Annotated in this window: 18 protein-coding genes; 12 read left to right on the top strand and 6 right to left on the bottom strand. The window is 59.7% G+C overall.

Annotated elements, in window-relative coordinates; translation table 11 throughout:
• Positions 1-50 precede the first annotated feature (50 nt).
• A complete protein-coding gene (locus BJP06_RS09895; RefSeq protein ID WP_071573733.1) occupies positions 51-1,640 on the bottom strand; it encodes an RNA-directed DNA polymerase in 1,590 nt (529 codons plus the stop codon).
• A gap of 145 nt (positions 1,641-1,785) precedes the next feature.
• Between BJP06_RS09895 and BJP06_RS09890 the strand changes: the two genes are divergently transcribed.
• The gene (locus BJP06_RS09890; protein WP_071573732.1) at positions 1,786-2,163 is read left to right on the top strand and encodes a hypothetical protein; all 378 of its coding nucleotides are present in this window, start codon (positions 1,786-1,788) and stop codon (positions 2,161-2,163) included.
• 125 nt (positions 2,164-2,288) lie between these two features.
• Here the strand turns inward: BJP06_RS09890 and BJP06_RS09885 are convergent, their stop codons facing one another.
• The gene (locus BJP06_RS09885; RefSeq protein ID WP_071573731.1) at positions 2,289-2,708 is read right to left on the bottom strand and encodes a hypothetical protein; all 420 of its coding nucleotides are present in this window, start codon (positions 2,706-2,708) and stop codon (positions 2,289-2,291) included.
• 242 nt (positions 2,709-2,950) lie between these two features.
• Here BJP06_RS09885 and BJP06_RS09880 point away from each other — a divergent pair, with 242 nt between their 5' ends.
• Both BJP06_RS09880 and BJP06_RS09875 read left to right on the top strand, forming a co-directional pair.
• Entirely contained in the window at positions 2,951-3,220 is a 270-nt protein-coding gene (locus tag BJP06_RS09880) for a hypothetical protein (RefSeq protein WP_071573730.1), read from the top strand.
• A gap of 185 nt (positions 3,221-3,405) precedes the next feature.
• Positions 3,406-5,754 (top strand): hypothetical protein, encoded by a 2,349-nt coding sequence (locus tag BJP06_RS09875; protein ID WP_071573729.1) that lies wholly within the window; start codon positions 3,406-3,408, stop codon positions 5,752-5,754.
• Here BJP06_RS09875 and BJP06_RS09870 read toward each other — a convergent pair.
• Positions 5,751-7,079 (bottom strand): Fic family protein, encoded by a 1,329-nt coding sequence (locus BJP06_RS09870; protein ID WP_071573728.1) that lies wholly within the window; start codon positions 7,077-7,079, stop codon positions 5,751-5,753. The genes BJP06_RS09875 and BJP06_RS09870 overlap by 4 nt on opposite strands.
• A gap of 186 nt (positions 7,080-7,265) precedes the next feature.
• Between BJP06_RS09870 and BJP06_RS09865 the strand changes: the two genes are divergently transcribed.
• On the top strand, positions 7,266-8,510 hold the full coding sequence (locus tag BJP06_RS09865) for an inorganic phosphate transporter (RefSeq protein ID WP_083433278.1): 1,245 nt from the start codon (positions 7,266-7,268) through the stop codon (positions 8,508-8,510).
• Positions 8,511-8,519: 9 nt separating this feature from the next.
• Positions 8,520-8,768, top strand: coding sequence for a hypothetical protein (locus BJP06_RS09860; RefSeq protein WP_071573727.1), 249 nt, complete (start codon positions 8,520-8,522; stop codon positions 8,766-8,768).
• A 1,280-nt stretch (positions 8,769-10,048) separates the two neighbouring features.
• Here BJP06_RS09860 and trpB read toward each other — a convergent pair.
• Positions 10,049-11,392 carry a tryptophan synthase subunit beta gene (gene trpB / locus BJP06_RS09855; protein WP_071573726.1) on the bottom strand — a complete coding sequence of 448 codons (1,344 nt, stop codon included), beginning with the start codon at positions 11,390-11,392 and terminating at the stop codon, positions 10,049-10,051.
• 98 nt (positions 11,393-11,490) lie between these two features.
• Between trpB and BJP06_RS09850 the strand changes: the two genes are divergently transcribed.
• From BJP06_RS09850 to BJP06_RS09830, 5 genes are all read left to right on the top strand, one after another.
• Positions 11,491-12,018 carry a PepSY domain-containing protein gene (locus BJP06_RS09850; RefSeq protein ID WP_071573725.1) on the top strand — a complete coding sequence of 176 codons (528 nt, stop codon included), beginning with the start codon at positions 11,491-11,493 and terminating at the stop codon, positions 12,016-12,018.
• A 170-nt stretch (positions 12,019-12,188) separates the two neighbouring features.
• The gene (locus BJP06_RS09845; RefSeq protein WP_071573724.1) at positions 12,189-13,541 is read left to right on the top strand and encodes a TRAP transporter large permease subunit; all 1,353 of its coding nucleotides are present in this window, start codon (positions 12,189-12,191) and stop codon (positions 13,539-13,541) included.
• 4 nt (positions 13,542-13,545) lie between these two features.
• Positions 13,546-13,845 carry a hypothetical protein gene (locus tag BJP06_RS09840; protein ID WP_070361664.1) on the top strand — a complete coding sequence of 100 codons (300 nt, stop codon included), beginning with the start codon at positions 13,546-13,548 and terminating at the stop codon, positions 13,843-13,845.
• Between the two features lie 12 nt (positions 13,846-13,857).
• Positions 13,858-16,671, top strand: coding sequence for an FAD-binding and (Fe-S)-binding domain-containing protein (locus BJP06_RS09835; protein WP_071573723.1), 2,814 nt, complete (start codon positions 13,858-13,860; stop codon positions 16,669-16,671).
• Between the two features lie 23 nt (positions 16,672-16,694).
• Positions 16,695-17,426 (top strand): nitroreductase family protein, encoded by a 732-nt coding sequence (locus BJP06_RS09830; protein ID WP_071573722.1) that lies wholly within the window; start codon positions 16,695-16,697, stop codon positions 17,424-17,426.
• A 302-nt stretch (positions 17,427-17,728) separates the two neighbouring features.
• On the opposite strand, the gene BJP06_RS09825 is transcribed toward BJP06_RS09830, so the two are convergent.
• Both BJP06_RS09825 and BJP06_RS09820 read right to left on the bottom strand, forming a co-directional pair.
• Entirely contained in the window at positions 17,729-18,349 is a 621-nt protein-coding gene (locus BJP06_RS09825; RefSeq protein WP_143110617.1) for a hypothetical protein, read from the bottom strand.
• Complete coding sequence (locus BJP06_RS09820; RefSeq protein ID WP_071573720.1) at positions 18,346-19,713, bottom strand: AAA family ATPase; 1,368 nt, start codon at positions 19,711-19,713, stop codon at positions 18,346-18,348. Before BJP06_RS09820 ends, BJP06_RS09825 begins: the two co-directional genes overlap by 4 nt.
• Before the next feature lie 320 nt (positions 19,714-20,033).
• Between BJP06_RS09820 and BJP06_RS09815 the strand changes: the two genes are divergently transcribed.
• Together BJP06_RS09815 and BJP06_RS09810 are read left to right on the top strand one after the other, a co-directional pair.
• On the top strand, positions 20,034-20,663 hold the full coding sequence (locus tag BJP06_RS09815) for a hypothetical protein (RefSeq protein ID WP_071573719.1): 630 nt from the start codon (positions 20,034-20,036) through the stop codon (positions 20,661-20,663).
• Positions 20,664-20,807: 144 nt separating this feature from the next.
• Positions 20,808-21,353 carry a hypothetical protein gene (locus tag BJP06_RS09810; protein ID WP_071573718.1) on the top strand — a complete coding sequence of 182 codons (546 nt, stop codon included), beginning with the start codon at positions 20,808-20,810 and terminating at the stop codon, positions 21,351-21,353.
• The last annotated feature ends 421 nt before the right edge of the window (positions 21,354-21,774 follow it).

Genomic DNA, 21,774 nt, shown 5'->3' with positions numbered 1-21,774 from the left:
AGGCTGGAAATACTAATCTCACCGTTGCGACATAGTTCGTACCGGATCGGTCATTCGGGTGACCACTCGGCCATCCGAGCATCATTCCAGTTACCAGGGGTCGTATACGTGGTGCACAACAGGTCTCGAAGATTAGTAGTAAAATTAGAGACCCCGTGGTTGTATTTTTCCAGCTCATATGAGTAGTGGAGCAGACACACCGCGAGTATGGGGTTCATTTGATTCCGTAAGGCTTCAGCGTCCGAGAAACTTAATGGCAAGCTGGGCGGGAATTGGCTGGCTGATCCGGTGCCATTTTTTCTGAGCACTTGTTGCACAAAGTCGCCGATTACGTGGCTCAGATCGAGGGTCAAGAGCTCCGAAAGGTAAATCAGCCAACATGTAAACTCGACAGACCCAATGCGAAGCGAATCTCGGAATAGTTTTGTCAAGAACTCCTTCGCAGAAAGAGATTTCGCGATTCTGGTTATCAGCTCGGGCGAGTCAGCAATTGTCTGGGTATAGCCTTGGATTAATTCTGGATGCATCGGGAGAAGATACATAGATTCCACCAAGAACTCGTAAAACAGACCTGCTTCTTTGGCCTTTGTGAGCAGACTCGGCCATAAGTACCTAGGCAATGACATTTTTTGGTGCTTTTGGGAGAACTGATGTATTTCCACAATAAACACTTTCAGTTTTCCTCGAGATGGGAACTCGCGCCATGTTTCTAGAAACTGATTAGCGATAGTGCCGATATCGTTCGCGAGGAAGTCAAAAACCGTCGAGTAAGATTGTTTAGTGTGGTTAAGTGTTAGTGAGTATTTCTTCAAGATCATCGAAATATCGCTGATCAGTTCCGATGGATCGGTTGACGCTGGTATCAAAATTTCGACGTCATCTACGTAACGGCGAAAATCGAGCTCGCCCTTGCGCTTCGCGTCTTGTAGGTATTTGTCGAGTTCGTTAAGAATTATTTCAGCCGCGATATTAGAAGTGATCGGACCGATAGATACCCCATCCGTGCGGTTATTACGCACATATGTGTATGCGTAATCTATCGAGCTGCCTAGTGAATTTCTCGAATTAAATCTTCCTTTGGAGATCGCCCAGTCCAACGCGTGCGTATAGATCGAGGGAAAGAAATTGGCTATGTCTAGGGCTAGCACCCTTGGTTCATCGAACGAGGAGCGCCCATTTACGAATGGCGCGGCTTCGTCCAGCGCCGACAGCCATTCGTCTTCTCTATCGCCATAGTTAAACGCAATTATTCGACTCGAATTTAAATCGAGGCGTGGCCTCAGGAGAGATTCCGCTGTGTCGCAAAGCGGTCCTAGCTTATCCCAGTTGTCGATGAGTGCCTTACCCAGCTTGGCGTAAGGCCACGGGTGGGGAAATTCTAAGAACCGAACCTTTCCATCGAATCGAACGACTTGATAGCTGCACGGCCCCACAAATTGGCACCGCCTAGCCGCAGAATTGCCATTCGATGGGTCCGCGATGGTTGGAATGGATGCTAGCGCATCCATTAGGTCTATTGTGAAAGATTCGGTTGAAATGATCGGGGGTAAGGCAGGGTATTTGTTGATGAAGTTTAGCCACTGCTCCCTAAAAATTGCGTTGAAGAGTATTGTCTTTTCGTCGACAGCTGAAGTGGTCAAGACCGGATCCCTTCGCTAATTTTGATTCCTTCTGAGAAAACAATCATAAGCACAGGAGGCGTGGCGGTCCGGACTTTGAGTCGTAAAAACAATCGCTTTCCTTGAAGGTGGCGGTCACCGGGGCGAGCTGGACGAATTTATCCGGATGGCGAAAATCCTGATCAGTTCACTGGGTTATCGGGCGTTTGAGCCGGCCGATGACGCCAAATCCTCGGCGCACAACGCATCGGAGCCACCACAGCCCGGTGAGGAGCCGCTGCTGTACCTGAATGCCCAGGAAGCCTCCAGGAAAGGCGGCGGACAAGCGACGGATTCGTCGCCCTCGAAGATTCGATCCTGCGAGCAGAATTGGTCGATTCCGCGCCTGCTCCAGTGCGTATGGACCGAGAGAGGTCCGCTAACCTCATCGAACTCCCTCACGGGGGCATCCACCTCAGGCAAGACTGCCTGGAAAACACACGGAGGCGTCACCCTACGTGATCTCGAAGCGGCAGAACTCAAAGCGACTGCTGGCGAAATGTAGGCGATGGCAGAGCTGGCGTCGATAAGCTGGGGCCTGCAATAACACGGCTGCACAACCCAGTACCTAAATAAAACGGTGCATCCCCGTCTAGTGGGATGCACCAAAATTTTTGCTGCGAAGGTGGACTAATACAGACCAGCCGCCTCGCGCTGACGAATCATCTCATCTGCTTGACGGACGAAATCATCCGCTCGACCAAGAAGCTCCTCGGACTGGCGGTTGAGCTCGAATTGACGCCGAATGAATTCTTCCGCCTTGCTAGCAAGATCCTCGGCGTGCTTGCTGTGTTCACGGATAGCAGGGCTGAGGTAATCCTCAGCCGGTTCATTCTCGGAAGTCTCCTCCGTCGCCGGAGCAGTAACGGCGGGGGTTGGGGTGATCACCTGCATGCTCGCACCCCGCGAGCTACCGGACTGGTCGTGTAGAGCGCCAGACCCGACAACGCCACCGACGATGGCAGCAATGACGGCGAGAATGCCAAAGACAGCACCGATGGTGTTGATGTCGACGTTGAGGTTACCTGGTTTGAGCTTGGCGAAATCCACAGTTGTTCTCCAGTCAGGAAAGTTTTTGGTAATAACCTTTGGAAGGTTACCACAGCCTTCGAGGCAGCGTTAGGAATCAGAACTCTCCTTAAAGTACCAGGTCACGCGGTTTTAATAAGTGTTGAGGCCATTTGCGATGTCGGGGCTAATCTTTAAGCTTGCTGGGTTGTCTTGCTAGCGGGAGAAGCGCCATTCACTTACAGTGAAACGCCTTGTGAGTGAACGAGATTCATGGAGGGACGATGCCACAACCGGGTCGTGAGAGGGCGAACCCACTTGGGGCCGTCGCGCTAGTTGTCGCTGTACTCGGTCTCGTGTTCGCCGTTGCGAAGACCTTCCTGATCATCGGGTGGGAGCCACTGCGGTACGTGCTGCCGGCGGCTGGGCTGACGCTCGGCGTGGTGTCGCTGTTTCAGGAGGGGAAGCGGAAGGACTTGGGGATTGCGACGATTGTGGTCTCGGTCGTAGCGGGGACGATCGTGCCGTTCGTGTTAGTGGGGTTGCCGTTTTAGGTCCAATAGCGGAAGCGTGAACTAGCACCAAAGGTTTTTGCTCAGTCAAGCAAAAGCGGTTTATCCAAACCATAATTAGCTCCTGACCTGCATTTATGGATATAAACTGAGTAGTTCAAAGGAAATGTCTGGGTGGCAGTTTAAGATGTGGGTATCCATATTTCGAGAGGCCAAAAGGAGCCCCCATGAAACGCTCAATAGCCGCGGTTGCCATCGCTATCGCACTCGGTACAAGCTCAGTCGTAGCTCCGAGTAACTCGCCCTTTGTCACTGCGTCAGCGTCGGCAGCTGAACAGGTGACGCAGGCGGATCTTTACGACGCAGACATCCACTCATTCGGCCACACAGCGGGACCTGACTGGACCTCAACCTGGGCGATCTCCAACAACGCCGACGTCACCGACCACGTCGAGATCCTCAAACTCCACACGGACCTACCAGGAGTAGAAACCGACTACACAAACAAGGACCAACTAGGAACCTACAAGGTTCGACTCACCGGCGGACGCATCTACCCCGAAACCATCCCCCTCGACGTCGAAGCCATCATCTATTACAACGACGGCTCCACCAAACGCCTCACAGGCACCACCAACATCCACCCACTTCCGGTAATGGTTGCACACGACGAGGCTTCCAAAGACCCCCACGCGCTTGATCACTTGACCCAGGCGGATCTTTACGACGCAGACATCCACTCATTCGGCCACACAGCGGGACCTGACTGGACCTCAACCTGGGCGATCTCCAACAACGCCGACGTCACCGACCACGTCGAGATCCTCAAACTCCACACGGACCTACCAGGAGTAGAAACCGACTACACAAACAAGGACCAACTAGGAACCTACAAGGTTCGACTCACCGGCGGACGCATCTACCCCGAAACCATCCCCCTCGACGTCGAAGCCATCATCTATTACAACGACGGCTCCACCAAACGCCTCACAGGCACCACCAACATCCACCCAGTCCTGGAGCTGATGAAAAAGCCCAACGAAGTGCCGTACATCAGCTGGGAAGAACTCAATGATCTCAACGGGACACCGCAGTACTGGTCTCACTTGACTGATTCCCCGGATGTAAAGTCAGCGCGCGTCGTGAAATTTGAGCCGTCTGCAGACGGCGTCAAATATGAGGCAGTCGAAGGCCGCGACGGGGAAGTTGGCTTGAATGTCTGGCTAAACGACAATCTGGAGTACCCCGCAAGCATCTCGGTAGACATCACAACCGAGGTGGAGTTCAACGATGGGGAAATCACGAACGTCGATGGAACTCTCTGGATCCAAACGGACCCCAGCTTGGTTCCTAACGAGGTTCCCCCAGTCAACGAAGAAGAGTCTTACGACGTCACCACCACCCCGATATACCAGTACACTTTGGGGCCATCGCCAGATGTAGCGACGGTCAAGCTCGCGCAATTCGAAGCATCAGCCGAGGGCGTGCAGTACAGAGTCATGGACGAACCCAACTACGCTGGTGAGATCGAAATGTGGCTGGACGGCGATCGCCGATACCCAGAGACCATTACGGTTGATCTCTCCTGGGATGTTACGTTCCACGACGGAAAAACGACTCAGGTGCAGAGCAAGCAGACTCTGCATCCTGCAGCGTGGCTCATCGAAAGTGACGAGCCTCAAATGTCGATGGCCGACTTGTACGACCCGAAAATCACCACTGTCCCTGCGTACAGCGTAGGTCCCAAGAACACCTACTGGACCCACGTAATTGCTGCTGGACCAGATGTTTCGGAAATCAACGTCCTGAAATTCGATGCACCGTACCCGCTGGAATACGAAACCTACAGCAACGAATTCGGCATGTTTGCTATGTACCTGCGCCTTACTGGAGGGAAAATCTACCCTGAGACGTTCAAGGTACCCATCACCTCTGAAGTCATCTACAACGATGGTTCGCGCGACGTCATCACTGGCACCCTCGAGGTACAGCCGCTCAAGTCTCTCGTAGCAGAAGAGACACCAGAAGCACCAGAGCCCACCACCGAAGCGTCGACGCCCGTGCACACGAGTAAGCCGACTCCGACGCCAACGACGGCGACACCAAAGTCTTCGCTGACGACTAAGCAAGTACCACCAGCAGCCACGACAACTCCAACGGTTGCGCCAACCACCACTGCGGCAACAAAGTCTCAGCCAACTCTGGTAGTGCCGACGACGACGTCTAAGAAATCCACCACGACATCCGCGACGCCAACGCGCGCTACAACAACCACAGCTGCACCGGTTAGTTCAAATACCGTAACGGCAGCCCAGAAACCGGCACCCACGAAGAACTCAGAGACCACAAGCCCCACGCCGTCTGCGGTAACTGTGACAGGAACATCACCCGTAGATCAGCCAGCTAAGCCGAAACCAAACACGCCGGTTCCAGCGCCGACAAAAGAGGGCTCTTCGATGAGCACAGCGGGAATCGTGGCAACGGTCGCCGTAACGCTGTTCGCTCTCCTGGGTGGACTATTCTTTGCGCTCAAAGACCAGCTACCGAAGGAAATTAAACAACACCTGCCGTTCTAGCTTTCGGGTGTGAACGCCCGCACCGCGTCGGCGAGTACGGCTGCCGACCAGGCGCGGATGCGGGCAGTCAGGCTCAGGCTGATGTCCGGGGTGAGCTCGCGACGAAACACTTCCAGGTTCCGTGGACCAGGACGACCAGATGGCTGCGCATACGTACAAGCCACGATGTATTCGGGACGATCGGTAGCCTGCAGATTGGCAAACACGCTGAAGTTCGCGGTCACTTGGGAGCCGGAAGATGAGGTCGGCGTGAGGGAGAAGGAAAAGCCGTCGGCGTCGGCAATGACGGGGAGGTAGCCGGTATCGGCGCAGGTTGGAGTGGTGCAGGTACGGGCGATGGTGGCGTCGAAAAGAGGGTGCTGGAGTGCACCGAACTGGCGCTCGAGCTCCGTGAACACCATGTCCGCCAGACGGAGTGCGGAGGTATCGCCGAGGTCGGCGAGGGCGGAATCGACGTCATTTGTGCCGCCGAGTTCGACCATCGCGACGTTCATCGTGTCAATCGCCCGCTGCTCAATGAAATCGATGAACGGGCGGAACACACCCGCATCGGCGCTCTCGAGGGCGTCGTAGTAGTGGTGCTTTTGGTCGTCGAAAATGACGAGGGGGATACCCGGATCCCGGTACAAAAACACTGACGACAACGCCCGCGCCACACGCCCATTGCCATCAGCAAACGGGTGCACGCATACAAACGCATAATGCACATACGACGCCTGCACCACCGGATGCGCCGCCACAAACTCATCCAAACGGCACTGCTCCACCAGGCGCCGCATCTCACTCGGCGTCTCCTCCGGCGACGCATACACGTGCTGCGAACCATCCGGACGCACCGGGGAATTCTGCTGGGACTTATACACGCCACGCTGCAGTGGCTGCTTCTGGCGACGAAGCTCACCAGCAACCAGCACCCTGACCTCATACTCGTCCTGGCTCGCCATGATCGTTTCGTGCAGGCGACGGATCAACGCCTCCGTCAACGGCCAGCGGCCCGTAGCCACATCAAGCGCCAAGTTGTAGCCGTCCATCGCCGCTTCAAACGACGGCCGCGCATGGACACCGCGCTCCTCCATCGCCGATTCCCAACCATGCGCCTGCTTCGCCACGGAATACGTAAAACCACGATCCGAACGAAACACCCCCTCAATCGCATTCGTATCGACGGCAGCAAAGCGCGTCGACTCACGCGAATAGCGAGCACGCTGCTCCGCCCCGAAACGCCGAAACTCGGCAGCAAGTCGCTCAAACGCCCCATGCCCATTCGCCTGGTTGGACCACTCAGCAAACGTCGGAAAAGGAACGTACGCAGCGGAATCGTTCACGGTACACCTCCCCAACCTCGGCGTGTCCTCATTGGCACAGACTCTAACACGAACACACCCCCATACCAGCCCCAGAAGGTGAACAACGGGCGGACAATCTGGGAAAAGGCCTGGTGAGAGGTGAACAAAAGGTAAAAAGTGGAAAAGAGTTTCATTCCGCGCTGGAGAGGGGAATAATTCGACGTTGTGAGTATCACTATCCTTCTGATTCTGATTATCGCCGTGGCGCTGTTCTTCGACTTCACGAACGGTTTTCACGACACGGCGAACGCGATGGCCACATCCATCGCGACGGGGGCGCTCAAGCCGAAAACGGCGGTGGCGCTCGCGGGCGTCCTTAATTTAATAGGGGCGTTCCTGTCGGTGGCGGTGGCCAAGACGGTAGCGAGTGGCATCGTGAAGTTGGACGGGTCCGACCTGACCGACACCATCGAATCCGAAAAGCTGCTGCTCGTGGTGTTCGCCGGGCTGACCGGCGCCATCATGTGGAACCTGTTCACCTGGCTGTACGGGATCCCGTCCTCATCCTCGCACGCGCTGTTCGGCGGGCTGATCGGCGCGGCGATCGCGGCAATCGGGTGGGGAGGCGTCGTGTGGGAAGGCGTCCTGGACAAGATCATCCTGCCCGCCGTGTTCGCGCCGTTCGTCGCGGGGATCATTGCGGCCGTCGCGACGTGGCTGGTGTACCGACTCACCGCCAACGCCGAACACGAACACCGCGACACCTACTTCCGCTGGGGCCAGGTCGGGACCGCGTCGCTCGTCGCGCTCGCGCACGGCACCTCCGACGCCCAAAAAACCATGGGCGTCATCTTCCTCGCCATGGTCGCCGCCGGGCAATTCGACGCCGACCACACCATGCCCTTCTGGATCCAAGCAGCGTGCGCCCTGGCCATCGCCATCGGCACCTACTCGGGCGGGTTCCGCGTTATCCGCACACTGGGCAAAGGGCTCGTCGAGATCCACCCGCCACAAGGCCTCGCCGCGGAAACATCGTCCGCAGCAATCATCCTGACCTCCTCCCACCTCGGCATGGCACTATCGACGACCCACGTCGCCACCGGATCCATCATGGGCTCAGGCCTTACGGGCCCGAAGGGTGAAGTGCGCTGGGGAGTCGCCGGAAGGATGGCGCTCGCCTGGATCACCACACTGCCGATCGCGGCAGCCATCTCCTTCGTCACGTGGTGGGTGGCGAAGTGGGCGTCGACAATCGGAGGCGACCTCGTCTGGGGCGGCATCCTCCTCACCGTCATCCTCGCAATCGGCGGCGGCTACATGTTCTACCGCGCGCAACTGCAGCCCGTACACCGCGACAACGTCAACGACGACTGGGACCCAATCGACGGCCCCGAAGGCCCCGAAACCGGCCCGACCGGACCCGCGCACATCGTCGACACCACCCACGGCCTCAACCACATGGGCAAATAGGAGACAGAAATGCTGCAATCACTACTCATGGTCCTCGGCGTAGGCATGCTGCTCGGCGCCGGGCTGCCCACCCTGTTTTCGATGAGCATCCACTTCCTGTCCCCAGCCGAAGACGGCACGGCGGCGAGCGGGGTGCGGCGGGTTATTGGCTGGGCGTTCCTGGCGATCGTGCTGGTCGCCGTGGTGGCCGCCATTTTGCTGATCGCGCGCGAACGGATCGAATACTTCACCGGGTGGGACCCGTACCCGTTCTTGTAGATTGAGGTTTTTGGGGTTGTTTTCGTTCCGGTGTTTTCGTTGGTTTTCGTTGGTTTTCATTCCGGTCGAGGTGTTAAAGGAGTGCGACGCTGGTCGCCAGAAATCATCCTTGGCCAGTGCGAATGTGCGACCTGCATCGCACGCTTCTAATCCCACGCTTTGAATGGATCGGGGTATTTCTGCGGTTCAGCCGTGGGCGAGAATCGGGAAAGCGGCTGTGTAAGCTTTGGAATAGCGCTTTATCGAAGCGCTCCCTTTTCTAGCGGTGCGAGTCTCCACCGCTGGTGTGGTGGATCCAGGCTTGCCCTGGCTAGTTGGGGCCACCTCTCCGTGGGAAAGGGGGTGAGACGAGATGCCTAAACCTGGTGTCGGCGATAAGCCGGAAAAGGGGAAGGTCCGGATAGCAATCGGTGCGATTACGATCCGGACCTTTGTGGCGCTGACATGGAGGCGTTGGGTGGCTTCATGTCATATCCCACTATAGACGAGTTGTTGCCCTTTGCCTCAAGCCTGGGGAAATGAGTGTGCTGGCCACCGGGACTCGTTCCAGAAATACCTGCGACACGCCAATAGTGGGTGTTGACAAACTAATTTTGTGGCCCTAGAGTTACCTCAACGTGAACAGAAGGTTAACAACCTTCACACTTTGAAAGGAGGGACCCACATGATGCAGTTGATCAACCAAATCCGCACGTGGTTCCGCGACGAGAACAACGGCGTTGCCACCGGCATCGACGTGCTACCGCTCGCAGTCCTTCCACGGGCATAATTGCAAATGGGTTTGAGCCCGCACCCCTTGGTCTTTATGGCCGGGGTGCGGGTTTTTGCGTTGGTGAGGGAGGGCGCACCAGATTCCAGGATTTCGGGAGGGCGCCTGGGCAAAAGACCAGGTCGCAGGTTGGGCGGGAGGGAATGTGGTGTCCCCCCAACCGAGTGAGTGCCAAAGGACGCAACCAACTTTTCGCGACCTGGGCTTTTGCCGGATCTGGCAGATGGAATTGCGTCCTTTGGCACTGCTGTGAGGAGGCGCGCACCAAATTCCGGGATTTCGGGAGGGGGCCTTGATAAAAGCCCAGTTCGCCGCAACGCCAAGAGGGAATCTGGTGTCGAGCTGGAGGGAGTGCGCACCAAATTCCAGGGTTTCGGGAGGGGGCGGGCGGAAAAGCACAGGTCGCCAAAAGGTCACGAGCGAAAGTGGTGCACGGGGAATGCACAGGCAGCACACAGGCAGGCGCGGGAAGAAAAAAGGGCCCCACGAGGGGCCCTCAAGAACCCAATAACTAGTGGGCGACGGTGTGGCCTGCCTCGCGTTCGTTGGAGGAGCTGGTCATGGAGGCGAGGACTTCGCTGATGTGGAGGTCGCCGATGGGGGCTTGCTCGGGGTCGTCGAAGAGTTGGTCGCCGAGGATGTTGTAGACGTAGTCAAGGTCCTTGTCGCCACGGCCGGAGAGGTTGACCAGCAGGTTGAGTTCGTGGCCGTCGGCGTCGGCGACTTCGGCGAGCTTCAGGGCGTAGGCCAGGGCGTGGGAGGACTCGAGGGCGGGGATGATGCCCTCGTAGCGGGAGAGGAGTCGGAAGGCCTGAAGGGCGTCCTCGTCGGTGACGGCGACGTACTGGGCGCGGCCGATCTCGCGGAGGTAGGCGTGCTCGGGGCCGACGCCCGGGTAGTCCAGGCCGGCGGAGACGGAGAAAGACTCCGGCAACACTTCGCCGTCCTGACCAGTGACGATGTAGGAGCGGGAGCCGTGCAGGATGCCCAGCTTGCCGTGGTTGAGCGGTGCGCCGTGGCGGTCGGTGTCCAGGCCCTCGCCGGCGGGTTCGACGCCGATGAGTTTGACGTCGGCGTTGCCGGGCTCGTCCTTCAGGTATTCGGCGAAGGCGCCGATGGCGTTGGAGCCGCCGCCGACGGCGGCGATGACGGCGTCGGGAAGTCGGCCGGTGTCCTCCAGCATCTGCTGGCGAGACTCGCGCGAAATGACGGCCTGGAACTCCTTGACCAGGGTCGGGAAGGGGTGGGGGCCGCACGCGGAACCGAGGACGTAGTGGGTGGAGTCAATGTTGTCGACCCAGTCCTTAAGCGCGATGTCGATGGCGTTGGACATGGAGCCGCCGGTGTCATTGGTGACGGGGACGACGGTGGCGCCCATCAGGCGCATGCGGCGCACGTTCGGCTGCTGGCGCGCAACGTCCTGCGCACCCATGTAAATCGTGCACTCCATCCCCATCAGGGCGGCAACCATGGCGGTGGCGGTGCCGTGCTGGCCGGCGCCGGTCTCGGCGATGAGCCGGTTCTTCCCCAGCCGCTTCGCAATCAGCGCCTGCGCCAGCACCTGGTTACCCTTGTGTGCGCCACCGTGCGCGAGGTCCTCACGCTTCAGGAAAATTTTCGACGACCCAACCCTCGGCAAGTTGGCACACTCGTAGACCGGGGTCGGTCGGCCGAGGAACTTCGCTTGGAGGCGCGAGAGCTCGTCGAGAAACGCTTTGTCCTCGCGGGCCTCGACGAAGGCGCGCTCCAGCTGATCGAGCACCGGGTAGAGCGGCTCGGGCACATACTGCCCACCGAACTCCCCGAAATATGCAGGTAGGAGCGTGTCGCGCTCAATCTTTTCTACATCGGTCATGGTGAATTTCCTCCGCGTCTGTGAACCTTTGTTGTGCGACACTCTACCTCCAAAACGTGTAGTGTGGGGGCTTTCTGAACTCGAACAAAGGAGCAATCATGAAGCGCACACTGACAGTCCTGGCCGCAGCGGCACTGCTCGCTGGCTGCTCGAACGGCGGCACTGAGGCGCCAGCAACAAAGACCGTGACGGAGGCCCCGGAGACCACGGTGGCGACCACGGCGACGACGGCGGCAGCGTCGGAAAGCACGGGTGAGGCCACCAACGACGCCGCGTACGACGCGATTGAGGCGGCACGCCCATTCGGCACCGTCATCTCCATCGACCGCGAGAACAACACCAACGCTTTCGAGGTCAAGGTCGCCAAAGACGACCAGATCATTGAGCTGCATGTCGACGGCAACCACGTCATGCAGCAGGAGTCCGAGCAGGACGCTGAGGACGTCGCGAAGGCGGGCCAGGCAACCGTGGCGATTGAGGACGCCATCAAGGACGCCCTCAACCAGCACGACGGCATCCTGGATTCCGCGGAGCTCGACGAGGACAACGGCGCACTGCAGTGGGAAGTCAGCATCGATAACCCGGACGGCACTGACCTGGCAACGGTCAACGTCCCGGCGAAGTAAGGATTACCGCTACTGGGGGTCAAACCCGGGCGGGTGCAACAACGCACCCGCCCGGGTTTTTGCGTTGATGGGGGAGGGGTGGCGTCGATAATTAGTTTGAGCGTATAGGCCCGACAACATCCAGCGCGTAATGTGTGCCGCGTCACCATTTGGAGTTGAAGGGAGTGAACATGGGCATCGTTGCGTTGATAGTGTTCATCGCGATCACGGTTGTGTTCAATGTTTTGCTAAAGCGCAATATTGCAGAAGCGCTGCTGATCGGCCTGGTCGGCGTGGCGCTCGTCGGCGGAACGAGGGCGCCAGAGCTGCTGTGGCTGGGAATTAAAAAGGCCGTCTCCTCGGAGGTCACGTTCGCTGGTATGGCGTTCGTGTTCATGGGGATCATTGTGCAGTCGACGGGCTTGATTGACAAGCTGATTACCATCCTGAACTCGATCTTCGGCCGGCTGCGCGGTGGGGCGGGCTACGTGTCCACCCTGGCCTCAGCGATGATGGGGCTCATCGCGGGCTCGACCGCCGGCAACTCCGCCACGGTCGGCTCCGTGACCATCCCGTGGATGAAGCAGACCGGGTTCTCCTCCAACAGGGCAGCGACCCTCGTCGCCGGTAACTCCGGCCTGGGCGTGGCGCTGCCGCCGAACTCCACCATGTTCATCATTCTCGCGATGCCGGCGGCTGCGGCGTCGTCGGCAAGCCAGGTGTACGTGGCGCTGGCCTGCGCCGGCGCGTACGCAGTGCTGTACCGCCTGGCGGTCGTGTTCTTCTGGACCAAGAAAGACCGCATCCCCAAGACCCCGAAGGACCAGATCGTGCCGTTCGGGCAGGCGTGGGCGCAGGGGTGGCGCTCGCCGTCGATCTTCCTCGGCATCATCATCCCGGTGCTGCTCACCATCGGCCCGCTGGCCAACTGGTTCAAAAACTCCACCGGCGTCGGCGAGGACGGCATCAAGGCCATCTCCATCATCGTGTGGGTTCCGGTGTTGATCACGCTCATCGCCCTCATCGAGGGCGCCGGCCGCATCCGCCGCAACAACGCCCAGTTCAGGGCGCAAATCGTCCGTGACCTACCGAGCTTCGCCACCGTCGGCATCTCGCTGTTCGCAGCGCTCGCGGCCGCGTCCATCATGGAGGAACTCGGTGTGGGCGACCAGCTCTCCAACACGCTTGGGGCAATGGACCTGCCGAAGTGGGTCATGATCCTCGTCGTCGGCGTGCTCGCCGTCATCGTGGCAACCCCGCTGTCCTCCACCGCGACGGCAGCCGCCATCGGCGCCCCGGCAGTCGCGGCGCTCACCGCGGTGGGCATCGACCCGACGGTGGCGATCGTCGTCACCCTGCTATGCACCTCGACGGAGGGGGCGTCGCCACCCGTGGGCGCGCCGATCTACCTCTCGGCCGCGATGGCGGAAGCCAACCCGACCAAGATGTTCATCCCGCTCATCATCTACTTTGTCCTGCCGATGATCCTGCTGGCGTGGCTCGTCGGCATGGGACTGGTCCCCGTCTACGTACCAGGAGCGTAAAACCATGAACCCAATCTTCAAGCTCTTCTACATCCTGTTCTACCTCTTCCTCGCCGCGTTCCTCCTCGGCGGGCTCGCACTCGTCGGGATTCAGGCAGTCGGGCTTGTCACCGGCAGCGGCGACACCATCACCGGCGCCAAAGCGGCGCTCGCGCCATGGGTCTTCGGCGCAGCTACACTTTGTGCAGTATCCGCATTCGTGCTCGGCTACCGCCCAGAAGCGCTCCGAGCGCAACGCGAACAACGCAAACGCGACAAAGAAGTGCAGTTCCACGAGCACCGCGACGAAAACAGCGCAGAATAATAGAGGACACGCATGAACACCACGCCACACGCCATCCGCGCCAAGCTCCGCAAAGACATGCCGACCCGGGCCGCCTACTCCTCTGACGCATCACTCTTCCGACGCGTCCCGGCGGCAGTACTCGAACCCAGCAGCGCACAAGACGTGCTCGACGGCATCGCCTACGCACGCGAACGTGGCTGGTCCATCGTGGGGCGCGGTGGCGGATCCTCCGTGGCGGGCAACGCCATCGGAGACGGCCTCGTCATCGACACCTCCCGCTACTTCAACCGCATCCTCAACATCGACCCCGAAGCCAAAACGGCCACCGTGGAACCCGGCGTCATCTGCGACCAACTCCGCGACGCCGCCGCGCCCCACGGCCTGACCTACGGCCCCGACCCATCCACCCACTCCCGCTGCACCATCGGCGGCATGGTGGCCAACAACGCCTGCGGCTCCCACTCCGTCGCCTACGGCACCTCCGCCGACAACCTCGTCGACATCACACTCGCCCTCGCCGACGGCAGGGAAGTCACCTTCAGCGCCGACGGCTGCGACGACCCCACACTTCACGACGCCCTCTCCGACCTCTACACCCGAAACCAGGAACTGATCCAGCGGGAACTCGGACGCTTCCCCCGCCAAGTCTCCGGGTACGGGCTGCACTACCTGGGCACCGACATGGCCAAAGCCATCGCCGGATCCGAAGGCACCCTCGGGGTGATTACGCGGATGACCGTGAGGCTCGTCGATAAGCCGAAGCACACCGCGCTCGCCGTGCTGTCCTTCGCGGACGTCTTCGCCGCCGCCGACGCCGCCCCCAAACTGCGCCAACCCGGTGTGGCCACCATCGAAGGCATGGGCGGCGACCTCCTCGACGCACTGCGCAGCAAAAACGGGCAAGAACACGCCGGCGAGAACCTCCCCGGCCAACCCCACGCCGGCGGCTGGCTCTACTGCGAAACCGAAGGCGACACCCTCGAAGAAGCCGTCGCCGCCGCCGAAGCGCTCACCACCACCGTCGAACACACCGGGGCCGTCGTGGTCAGCGACCACGCCGAAGCCCGCGCACTCTGGCGCATCCGCGAAGCCTCCGCAGGCACCGTCACCCGCCTCCCCGACGGCGGCGAAGCCTGGCCCAACTGGGAAGACTCCGCCGTACCGCCCGAAAACCTGGCCAGCTACCTGCGCGGACTCTACGACCTCATGGACACCTACGGCTACCGCGGCATCCCATTCGGCCACTTCGGCGAAGGCTGCGTCCACGTCCGCATCAGTTTTGACTTCCACTCAACAGAGGGCATCACCAACTTCAACAACTTCATGAACGACGCCGCCGCACTCGTCACCGAGCACGGCGGGTCCCTGTCCGGCGAACACGGCGACGGCCGCGCACGCTCATCCCTGCTGCACACCATGTACAGCCCCGAAATGCGCGCCATCTTCGAAGAATTCAAACTGCTCTTCGACCCGCAACGCATCATGAACCCCGGCGTCCTCGTCTGGGCCGACGCCGTCACCGACGGCCTGCGCATGGAACCCGCCCAACGCACCCACGAAATCACACCCGTCCAACTCTTCCCACGCGACAACGGCAGCTTCACCGACGCCGTCAACCGCTGCGTCGGCGTCTCCGCCTGCCGCTCCATGGACGGCTCCATGTGCCCCTCCTTCCAAATCACCCACGACGAAATCCACTCCACCCGCGGCCGCGCCCGCATCCTCTCCGAACTCTTCCGCGGCGAAACCATCACAGGTGACGACGCCACCACCGCCCTCGACCTGTGCCTCTCCTGCAAAGCGTGCGCCTCCGAATGCCCCGTCAACGTGGACATGGCCACCTACAAAGCAGAGTTCCTCAACGACCACTACGCCGGCCGCGTCCGCCCCCGCGTGCACTACCTCATGGGCTGGCTGCCAATCCTCAGCCACATCGCCCACAAACTCCCGCTCGTGCCACGCATCACCAACTGGGCCCTCCACGCCCCCGGCGTCTCGACGGCCGTCGCGAAACTCGGCGGCGTCGACACCAGGCGGCCGCTCATCAGCTTCGCGCCGGAGTCGCTGCAGAAGTGGGCGCGGAAGCGTTCGGGGGCTGCTGGCGGTGCTGCTGGTTCGCGTGAGCGGATTGTGCTGTGGCCAGACAGCTTCAACAACAAACTCAACACCGGCCCGGCGCGAGCGGCCGTCGAAACGCTGGAGATGCTCGGTTACGAAGTCATCATCCCCGACGGCTTCGTCTGCTGCGGCCTGACCTGGCACTCCACCGGCCAACTCGCGATGACGCGGCGCGTGCTCGAGCACTCCGCGCACGTGCTCAAGCCGTACCTGGACCAAGGGCTGCAGGTTGTCGCGCTGGAGCCGTCATGCACCGTCATGCTGCAACACGACGCCACCACCCAAACCGCCGACCCCGCCGTCCGCGAACTCGCCGAAGCCACCCACACCTTCGCCGAAATCGTCGCCCCGAAGATCCAGAAACTCGTCGCCGACGGCAAGGTACGCAAGCACAGCGGCAGCATCCTCACCCAAGTGCACTGCCACGAGAAATCACTCGGCGACCCACAGCAGTCCTCCCTGATCCTGGCGGCGCTCGGCTACGACGAGGAACAGATCCAAACCGGGTGCTGCGGCCTCGCCGGTAACTGGGGCTTCGAAGACGGCCACGCCGAAATGTCGCTGGAACTGGGAGAACGCGAGCTGTTCCCGCGCGTGAGGGAACACGACGGGCCCGTCGTCGCCGACGGATTCTCCTGCCGCACCCAAGTCGAGCAGGGCACCGGCACCCAGGCGCAGCACGTCGCCGAAATCGTGCGCGATGTGCTTCGGGAGGAGCTCGGGTAGCCGATTTCAAGTACCGTGTGGGCATGAACCACACCATCGAACACCAGCTACAGCACAGGACGATCCGCGAGTTTGAGCGGAGGGGCGTCGATAAGGAGGTGCTGGACCAGCTCTTCGAAGTCGCGATGCGCACAGCGAGCTCGCGCGGCCTGCAGCAAGCCAGCATCATCCACGTCACCGACGCCGACCTGCAGCGAAGGCTGGCGGAGATCGGGCAGCAGGAATACGTCGGGCGCGCGCCCGTCTACCTGCTGTTCATCGTGGACACCGCGCGCAACGCCACACTCTTGGAGGACCCCTCAGCCGCCGGGCACACCCGCCCCTTCGTCGAAGGATTTACCGACGCCTGCCTCATGGCCCAAAACGTCGTCAACGCTGCGGAATCGCTCGGGATGGGCGCCAACTACCTCGGCAACATCCACAACGACCTCCAAGCCGTCGTTGACCTGCTGGAACTGCCACGCTTTACCTTCCCAGTCGTCGGGCTGACCCTGGGCTGGCCCGCCCAAGACCCGCAACTCAAACCACGCATCCCGGCGCGGCTGCGCGTCATGGAAAACACCTACCAGGCCCCCGCGAGCTGGTCCGAGGTGCTGGCGGAGTACGACCAGGAGATGACCACCTACTACGACCTCCGAGACAAAAACCGCCGGTCAGACAACTTCTTCCGCCAAGTCCGCGCAGGGTTGCCGACGCACGCCATGCCACAGGACGGGTCCCTCGACGTAGCGAGGAGGCAGGGGTTCGAGATCTAGTTTTTTGGGGGGTGAGTGCCAAAGGACGCAATTCTTGTTGGGGGAGGGGGTAAAATCCCAGGTCGTGAAGAGGGGGTTGCGTCCTTTGGCACTGAGGCGAGGGGGAGCGCACCAAATTCCCCCTCGTGGAGTTGGCGAACTGAGGAAACGCCGAGGGGGTCTGGCGGAAAACGGGAATGTGGTGTCTGGGCAGGGGACACGCGCACCAAATTCCTGAATTTTGGCGGCCAGGTTTGGAAAAGACCAGGTCGGCGGGGGTACGGGAGGGAATGTGGTGTCCCATCGGGAGGGAGTGAGTGAGGCTAGAGGCCTGTTTGTGCGCTGAGGATCTCGTCGCGCAAGCGCTCGAAGGACTCGCACCCCTCCAAGAAGCTCACATTGGTGAGTGCCTCGACCCAACGGGACCGGTCCGTCGTGAAGCGGGAATCGTGCTTTCGCTTTCGGCGCCCGCGGGTGGCGAAGTGGGCGTCGTGAAGCTGTTTTAGCCGATCCTTCGCCGCAATATTCGGGATAGTTTTCCTGGCTGGCAGATCCTTCGCAGGAATGTTGATCCCCAGCTGTGCCTGATACTGCGGACTGTGCAGTGCGTGGAGCACCCACGCCTCAGTCATTTTCACCGGCACAACGGGAACAACCGCGAACTCCGGGCTGACCTCTTCGGACGCCTGGTGGACTTCAAGCTCACGGCGCTCATAGCCGTCATTGTCTGCATCCCGATGAACAAAAACAATGTCAGGCGTTTGACCCTGATCCATGATGAGCTGAAGGACATCAGCCGTGCGCTTCGACCCCGCGAAAGGCTGAGCAACAATTTGGGAGTCAGCCCCGAATCCGAGATCGATGAGGAGCGCCTTGAGCGGGCTCATCAAGCCATCGTCGCTGGTACCCTCGCGAACGAGCAAACAGTACAGTGGTCTACTCATTGATCCCCCTCATCTTCTACCGCGAAGAACTCCCGGAAGTTGAGCTCCGGAAACGACTCGCGAAGAAGCTCCTCAACGTTCGCAGCCGAAGCCTTCACCTTCGACTTCCTCCAGCTCCCCTCCGCCACCACCGGGGTGAGGACCAGCGAGCCATTCATCGGATCCTTCGACCCCAGCAACAGCTCGTCAAAATTGTCCTTGTGCAGCGCTAAAAATGCTGGTGAATGGGTATTCACGATGACCTGACGAAGCGGATTCTCCGCCCCAATTGCTTCCTCAGGGTCCACGCTCAAATCGTGCAACAGCCAATACATCGCCTGAATCTTCAACGGGTGAATGCCGTTCTCGGGCTCTTCGAAGCAGATCAGGCGACTGCCCTCTGAGTCCAGCAGGATCGTCCCCAGGACTAGGAACCTCAACGTCCCGTCGGAAAGAGAACGGGCAGACACCACACCGCCATTACCGACCTGCGCCTGCAGCGTAAACACCTGGCGTGCCTCGTCAAAGTCCACCGTAACGCTGCGTACATCGACAAGATCTCCGACGATGTCAGCAAGCTCCGCAAGCACATCATGATCCGGCGACTGCCCCACAAGACGATCCAACGTCTTCGGCAGGTTCCCGCCCTTCGCACTAATAAAGTCGGGAGCCAACGCCTCGCTCGGCGCGCGCATGGCGCTCGGCTCAAGGGAAAGGTACATCCACGCATCCAGCTCCCGGCGCGCCGCCATAATCACCGGATACTGGTCCTGCTGCCCATACACCGACAGAGCAGTACGGGCCGGCGCATCCCCGCTCAGCGACACCAACGACGGCCTTCCCTGACTTCCATGCCGCACATGGATTTGTCGTTCCTGCTCACTCGTCTCAATAAACGCTTTTCGACGTCCGCCCATGATCGCAGACTCAACAAAGCTTTTCTTTGCCCAACCCAGCTTCTCTCGAGCATCCGCCTTCGTAAGCGGTTTCAGCTCCTCACGCGTAACAACAATGCTGGAAACGTTCCTATTGTTGCCAACAGTCACGTCCCGCAGCTCAAGATCAACCTCATACCGGAGATACGTCTGATCAGCAGTAATCGACTTGCCGAAGGAATCCTCAAATTCCTTCTCCGTAATCATCTCCGCAGCAAACGACATCTTGCCACCCGGCGCGAAAATATCGCGCACGTCGCCCCCATTGCCCCGGATCTTGATGGCAGCCTCATTCAACGTCTGCGACCCAGTGAGCGCTAGGAACTGGAGAGCGTCGAAAAGATTAGATTTACCAATAGCATTCGCCCCGGCGACACAGGTGTATGGGCCGAGGTCGATAGCTAGGTTGCGCAGGTTCTTAAACCCATCAACTTCAAAGCGGGTAAGCATACCGAAATACTAACCCACGCCTAGCTAGTCAAACTCTCTAAGAACCTGAACCGTCAGGTTCTTTTACTGCTAGGGCAGATTAAGGAATACGGCATCGGGGCGATTGCGGAATCGGGGGGGACGCGGGCGTCGGAAAGTGAGTGGGAAATGCGAAGCCTTCCTCGTCGGTAGTGCGGGAGCGTGGCGAGCGCAGTCGCGTGCTCAATAAAACATAAACCTTTCTCAATTTAGGCTATACTTTACACACTTTCTTCACAGCTGACTCTGTGTTGAGTTTAACCATGTGAACCGCCAGGTTCCCCGACAGTAAAGGACACCACATGAAGCGAATCGTTGCTTCCATAACCGCAGTAGCCATGCTGGCTACCACCGCCACACCGGCAAACGCCGCCAACGCTAAGTACCAGAACGGTACCTGCGCGTTCACCCTGTTCGACGACGAGCTTCCCAGCCTCAAAGCAAGCACCATCGCACCCAAGAAAGCACTTTCGGAGGCCGGGTTGCGCGAGGCATTCGCGCTGGTAACGCCGCAAGAAGCATCGGACAAGCTGACACTCCTCGATCAGGAGGTCGCCGCACTCACCAAGCAGCGCTCAGAACTACTCGACGCCACCACCAACGGCACAGCCGACGAACAACAACTTAAACAGCTCAACTCCCAGCTCAAGTTCCTTCGCGCTTTCGAGCCTGCCCTGAAAGCCTGCTCTCAGCGCGAGGACTACAAGGGGAGAGTAGTCCGAAGCCCACGTCCAAAGCAGACTGGACCAAAGCAGACCGGGTCAATCGGCAACAGCGAAGGAAGTAGCATTAAAGATGTGAGCCCAGCAGAGATGCGCGATTGGCTCAGCGTCGCTGGCCCACTCGCCGGGATCTTCCTCGCAGTAGCGCTCGGCGCGGCCGCACTCGTGACCGTGGTATTCCCAGAAATGGCACCGAAGCTGCCGTTCTAGGCGCACCTATTTCGGGGGTATTTAGGGAGCAACTCCAAACATTTATCGAAAAACTATTTCCCGAATAGTGGGGATTCAATATATTTTCGAGCTAGGTAGTTCACCTAAAGCCCCTTAATTCTTACCCCTGAAAAGAGGTTCAACATGAAGAAGATCATCACCGCCGCAGTTGCTTCGGCAGTCATCGCTGGTGGCCTGGCCGCTCCAGCACAGGCAGCTGACAACCAGCCACAGGAGACCAAGTGCAAGATCACCTACCCGGTTGCCAAGGAAGGCGACAAGGCCGAAACGAAGGAATTCACCAAGGCTGAGGCTGACGCACAGCTGAAGAAGGACATCGAGGCTTCGGCCAAACTGGTCAAGGAGCGCGCTGAGGTCGAGGTACAGCTCAAGGACAAGAAGATCAAGCAGGAAGACGCCGACAAGAAGTTCAAGGAGATCGACGCAAAGCTCGCCACCCTGAACGCCACCGCCCCAGCACTTCGCGCTTGCGCAGCTGGCAAGAACCTCTCCCCATCCAGCTCCAAGATCGAGTCCACCCTCAGCTCCATTGACGGCAAGCTGAACAACTACGGCATCGGTGCCGTAGCTGGTGGCTCCGTTCTCGCGCTGATCGCCCTGATCGCAGTGGCCCTGCCACAGGTTGCACCGATGCTGCCACCAGCAGTGCGCGACGCGCTTCCTTTCTAAGAAGCATCTCACCGATAGATGTGGGCGACCCATGTGGGTCGCCCATTTTTTATGCGCTTGGGCTAGAAGCCTAGGGGGCGCGCACCAGATTCCTGGTTTCTGACAGGCGGGTTTGGAAAAGACCAGGTCAGTTAGGGCGCGGGAGGGAATGTGGCGTCCCATCGGGGGTGCCAGTGCCAAAGGACGCAATTCCTGGTGGGGGTGAGGGTAAAAGCCCAGGTCGTGAAAAGGGGTTGCGTCCTTTGGCACTGGGGTGAGGGGGAGCGCACCAAATTCCCCCTCGTGGAGTTGGCGACCTGGGGAAACGCCGAGGGGGTCTGGCGGAAAACGGGAATGTGGTGTCTGGGCAGGGGAGGTGCGCACCAAATTCCTGGTTTTTCGGCGGCCAGGTTTGGAAAAGCCTAGGTCGGCGGGGGTACGG

Source organism: Corynebacterium sp. NML120713 (assembly GCF_001875735.1).
Taxonomy (GTDB): Bacteria; Actinomycetota; Actinomycetes; order Mycobacteriales; family Mycobacteriaceae; genus Corynebacterium; species Corynebacterium pseudogenitalium.
This window is presented reverse-complemented; position numbering and strand designations above follow the sequence as displayed.

Coding starts and splice junctions, on each gene's coding strand:
- BJP06_RS09825 (WP_143110617.1), bottom strand. CDS start 18,349: ATGAGTAGACCACTGTACTGTTTGCTCGTTCGCGAGGGTACCAGCGAC.
- BJP06_RS09835 (WP_071573723.1), top strand. CDS start 13,858: ATGAACACCACGCCACACGCCATCCGCGCCAAGCTCCGCAAAGACATG.
- BJP06_RS09820 (WP_071573720.1), bottom strand. CDS start 19,713: ATGCTTACCCGCTTTGAAGTTGATGGGTTTAAGAACCTGCGCAACCTA.
- BJP06_RS09890 (WP_071573732.1), top strand. CDS start 1,786: ATGGCGAAAATCCTGATCAGTTCACTGGGTTATCGGGCGTTTGAGCCG.
- BJP06_RS09810 (WP_071573718.1), top strand. CDS start 20,808: ATGAAGAAGATCATCACCGCCGCAGTTGCTTCGGCAGTCATCGCTGGT.
- BJP06_RS09840 (WP_070361664.1), top strand. CDS start 13,546: ATGAACCCAATCTTCAAGCTCTTCTACATCCTGTTCTACCTCTTCCTC.
- BJP06_RS09860 (WP_071573727.1), top strand. CDS start 8,520: ATGCTGCAATCACTACTCATGGTCCTCGGCGTAGGCATGCTGCTCGGC.
- trpB (WP_071573726.1), bottom strand. CDS start 11,392: ATGACCGATGTAGAAAAGATTGAGCGCGACACGCTCCTACCTGCATAT.
- BJP06_RS09850 (WP_071573725.1), top strand. CDS start 11,491: ATGAAGCGCACACTGACAGTCCTGGCCGCAGCGGCACTGCTCGCTGGC.
- BJP06_RS09880 (WP_071573730.1), top strand. CDS start 2,951: ATGCCACAACCGGGTCGTGAGAGGGCGAACCCACTTGGGGCCGTCGCG.
- BJP06_RS09815 (WP_071573719.1), top strand. CDS start 20,034: ATGAAGCGAATCGTTGCTTCCATAACCGCAGTAGCCATGCTGGCTACC.
- BJP06_RS09830 (WP_071573722.1), top strand. CDS start 16,695: ATGAACCACACCATCGAACACCAGCTACAGCACAGGACGATCCGCGAG.
- BJP06_RS09875 (WP_071573729.1), top strand. CDS start 3,406: ATGAAACGCTCAATAGCCGCGGTTGCCATCGCTATCGCACTCGGTACA.
- BJP06_RS09845 (WP_071573724.1), top strand. CDS start 12,189: ATGGGCATCGTTGCGTTGATAGTGTTCATCGCGATCACGGTTGTGTTC.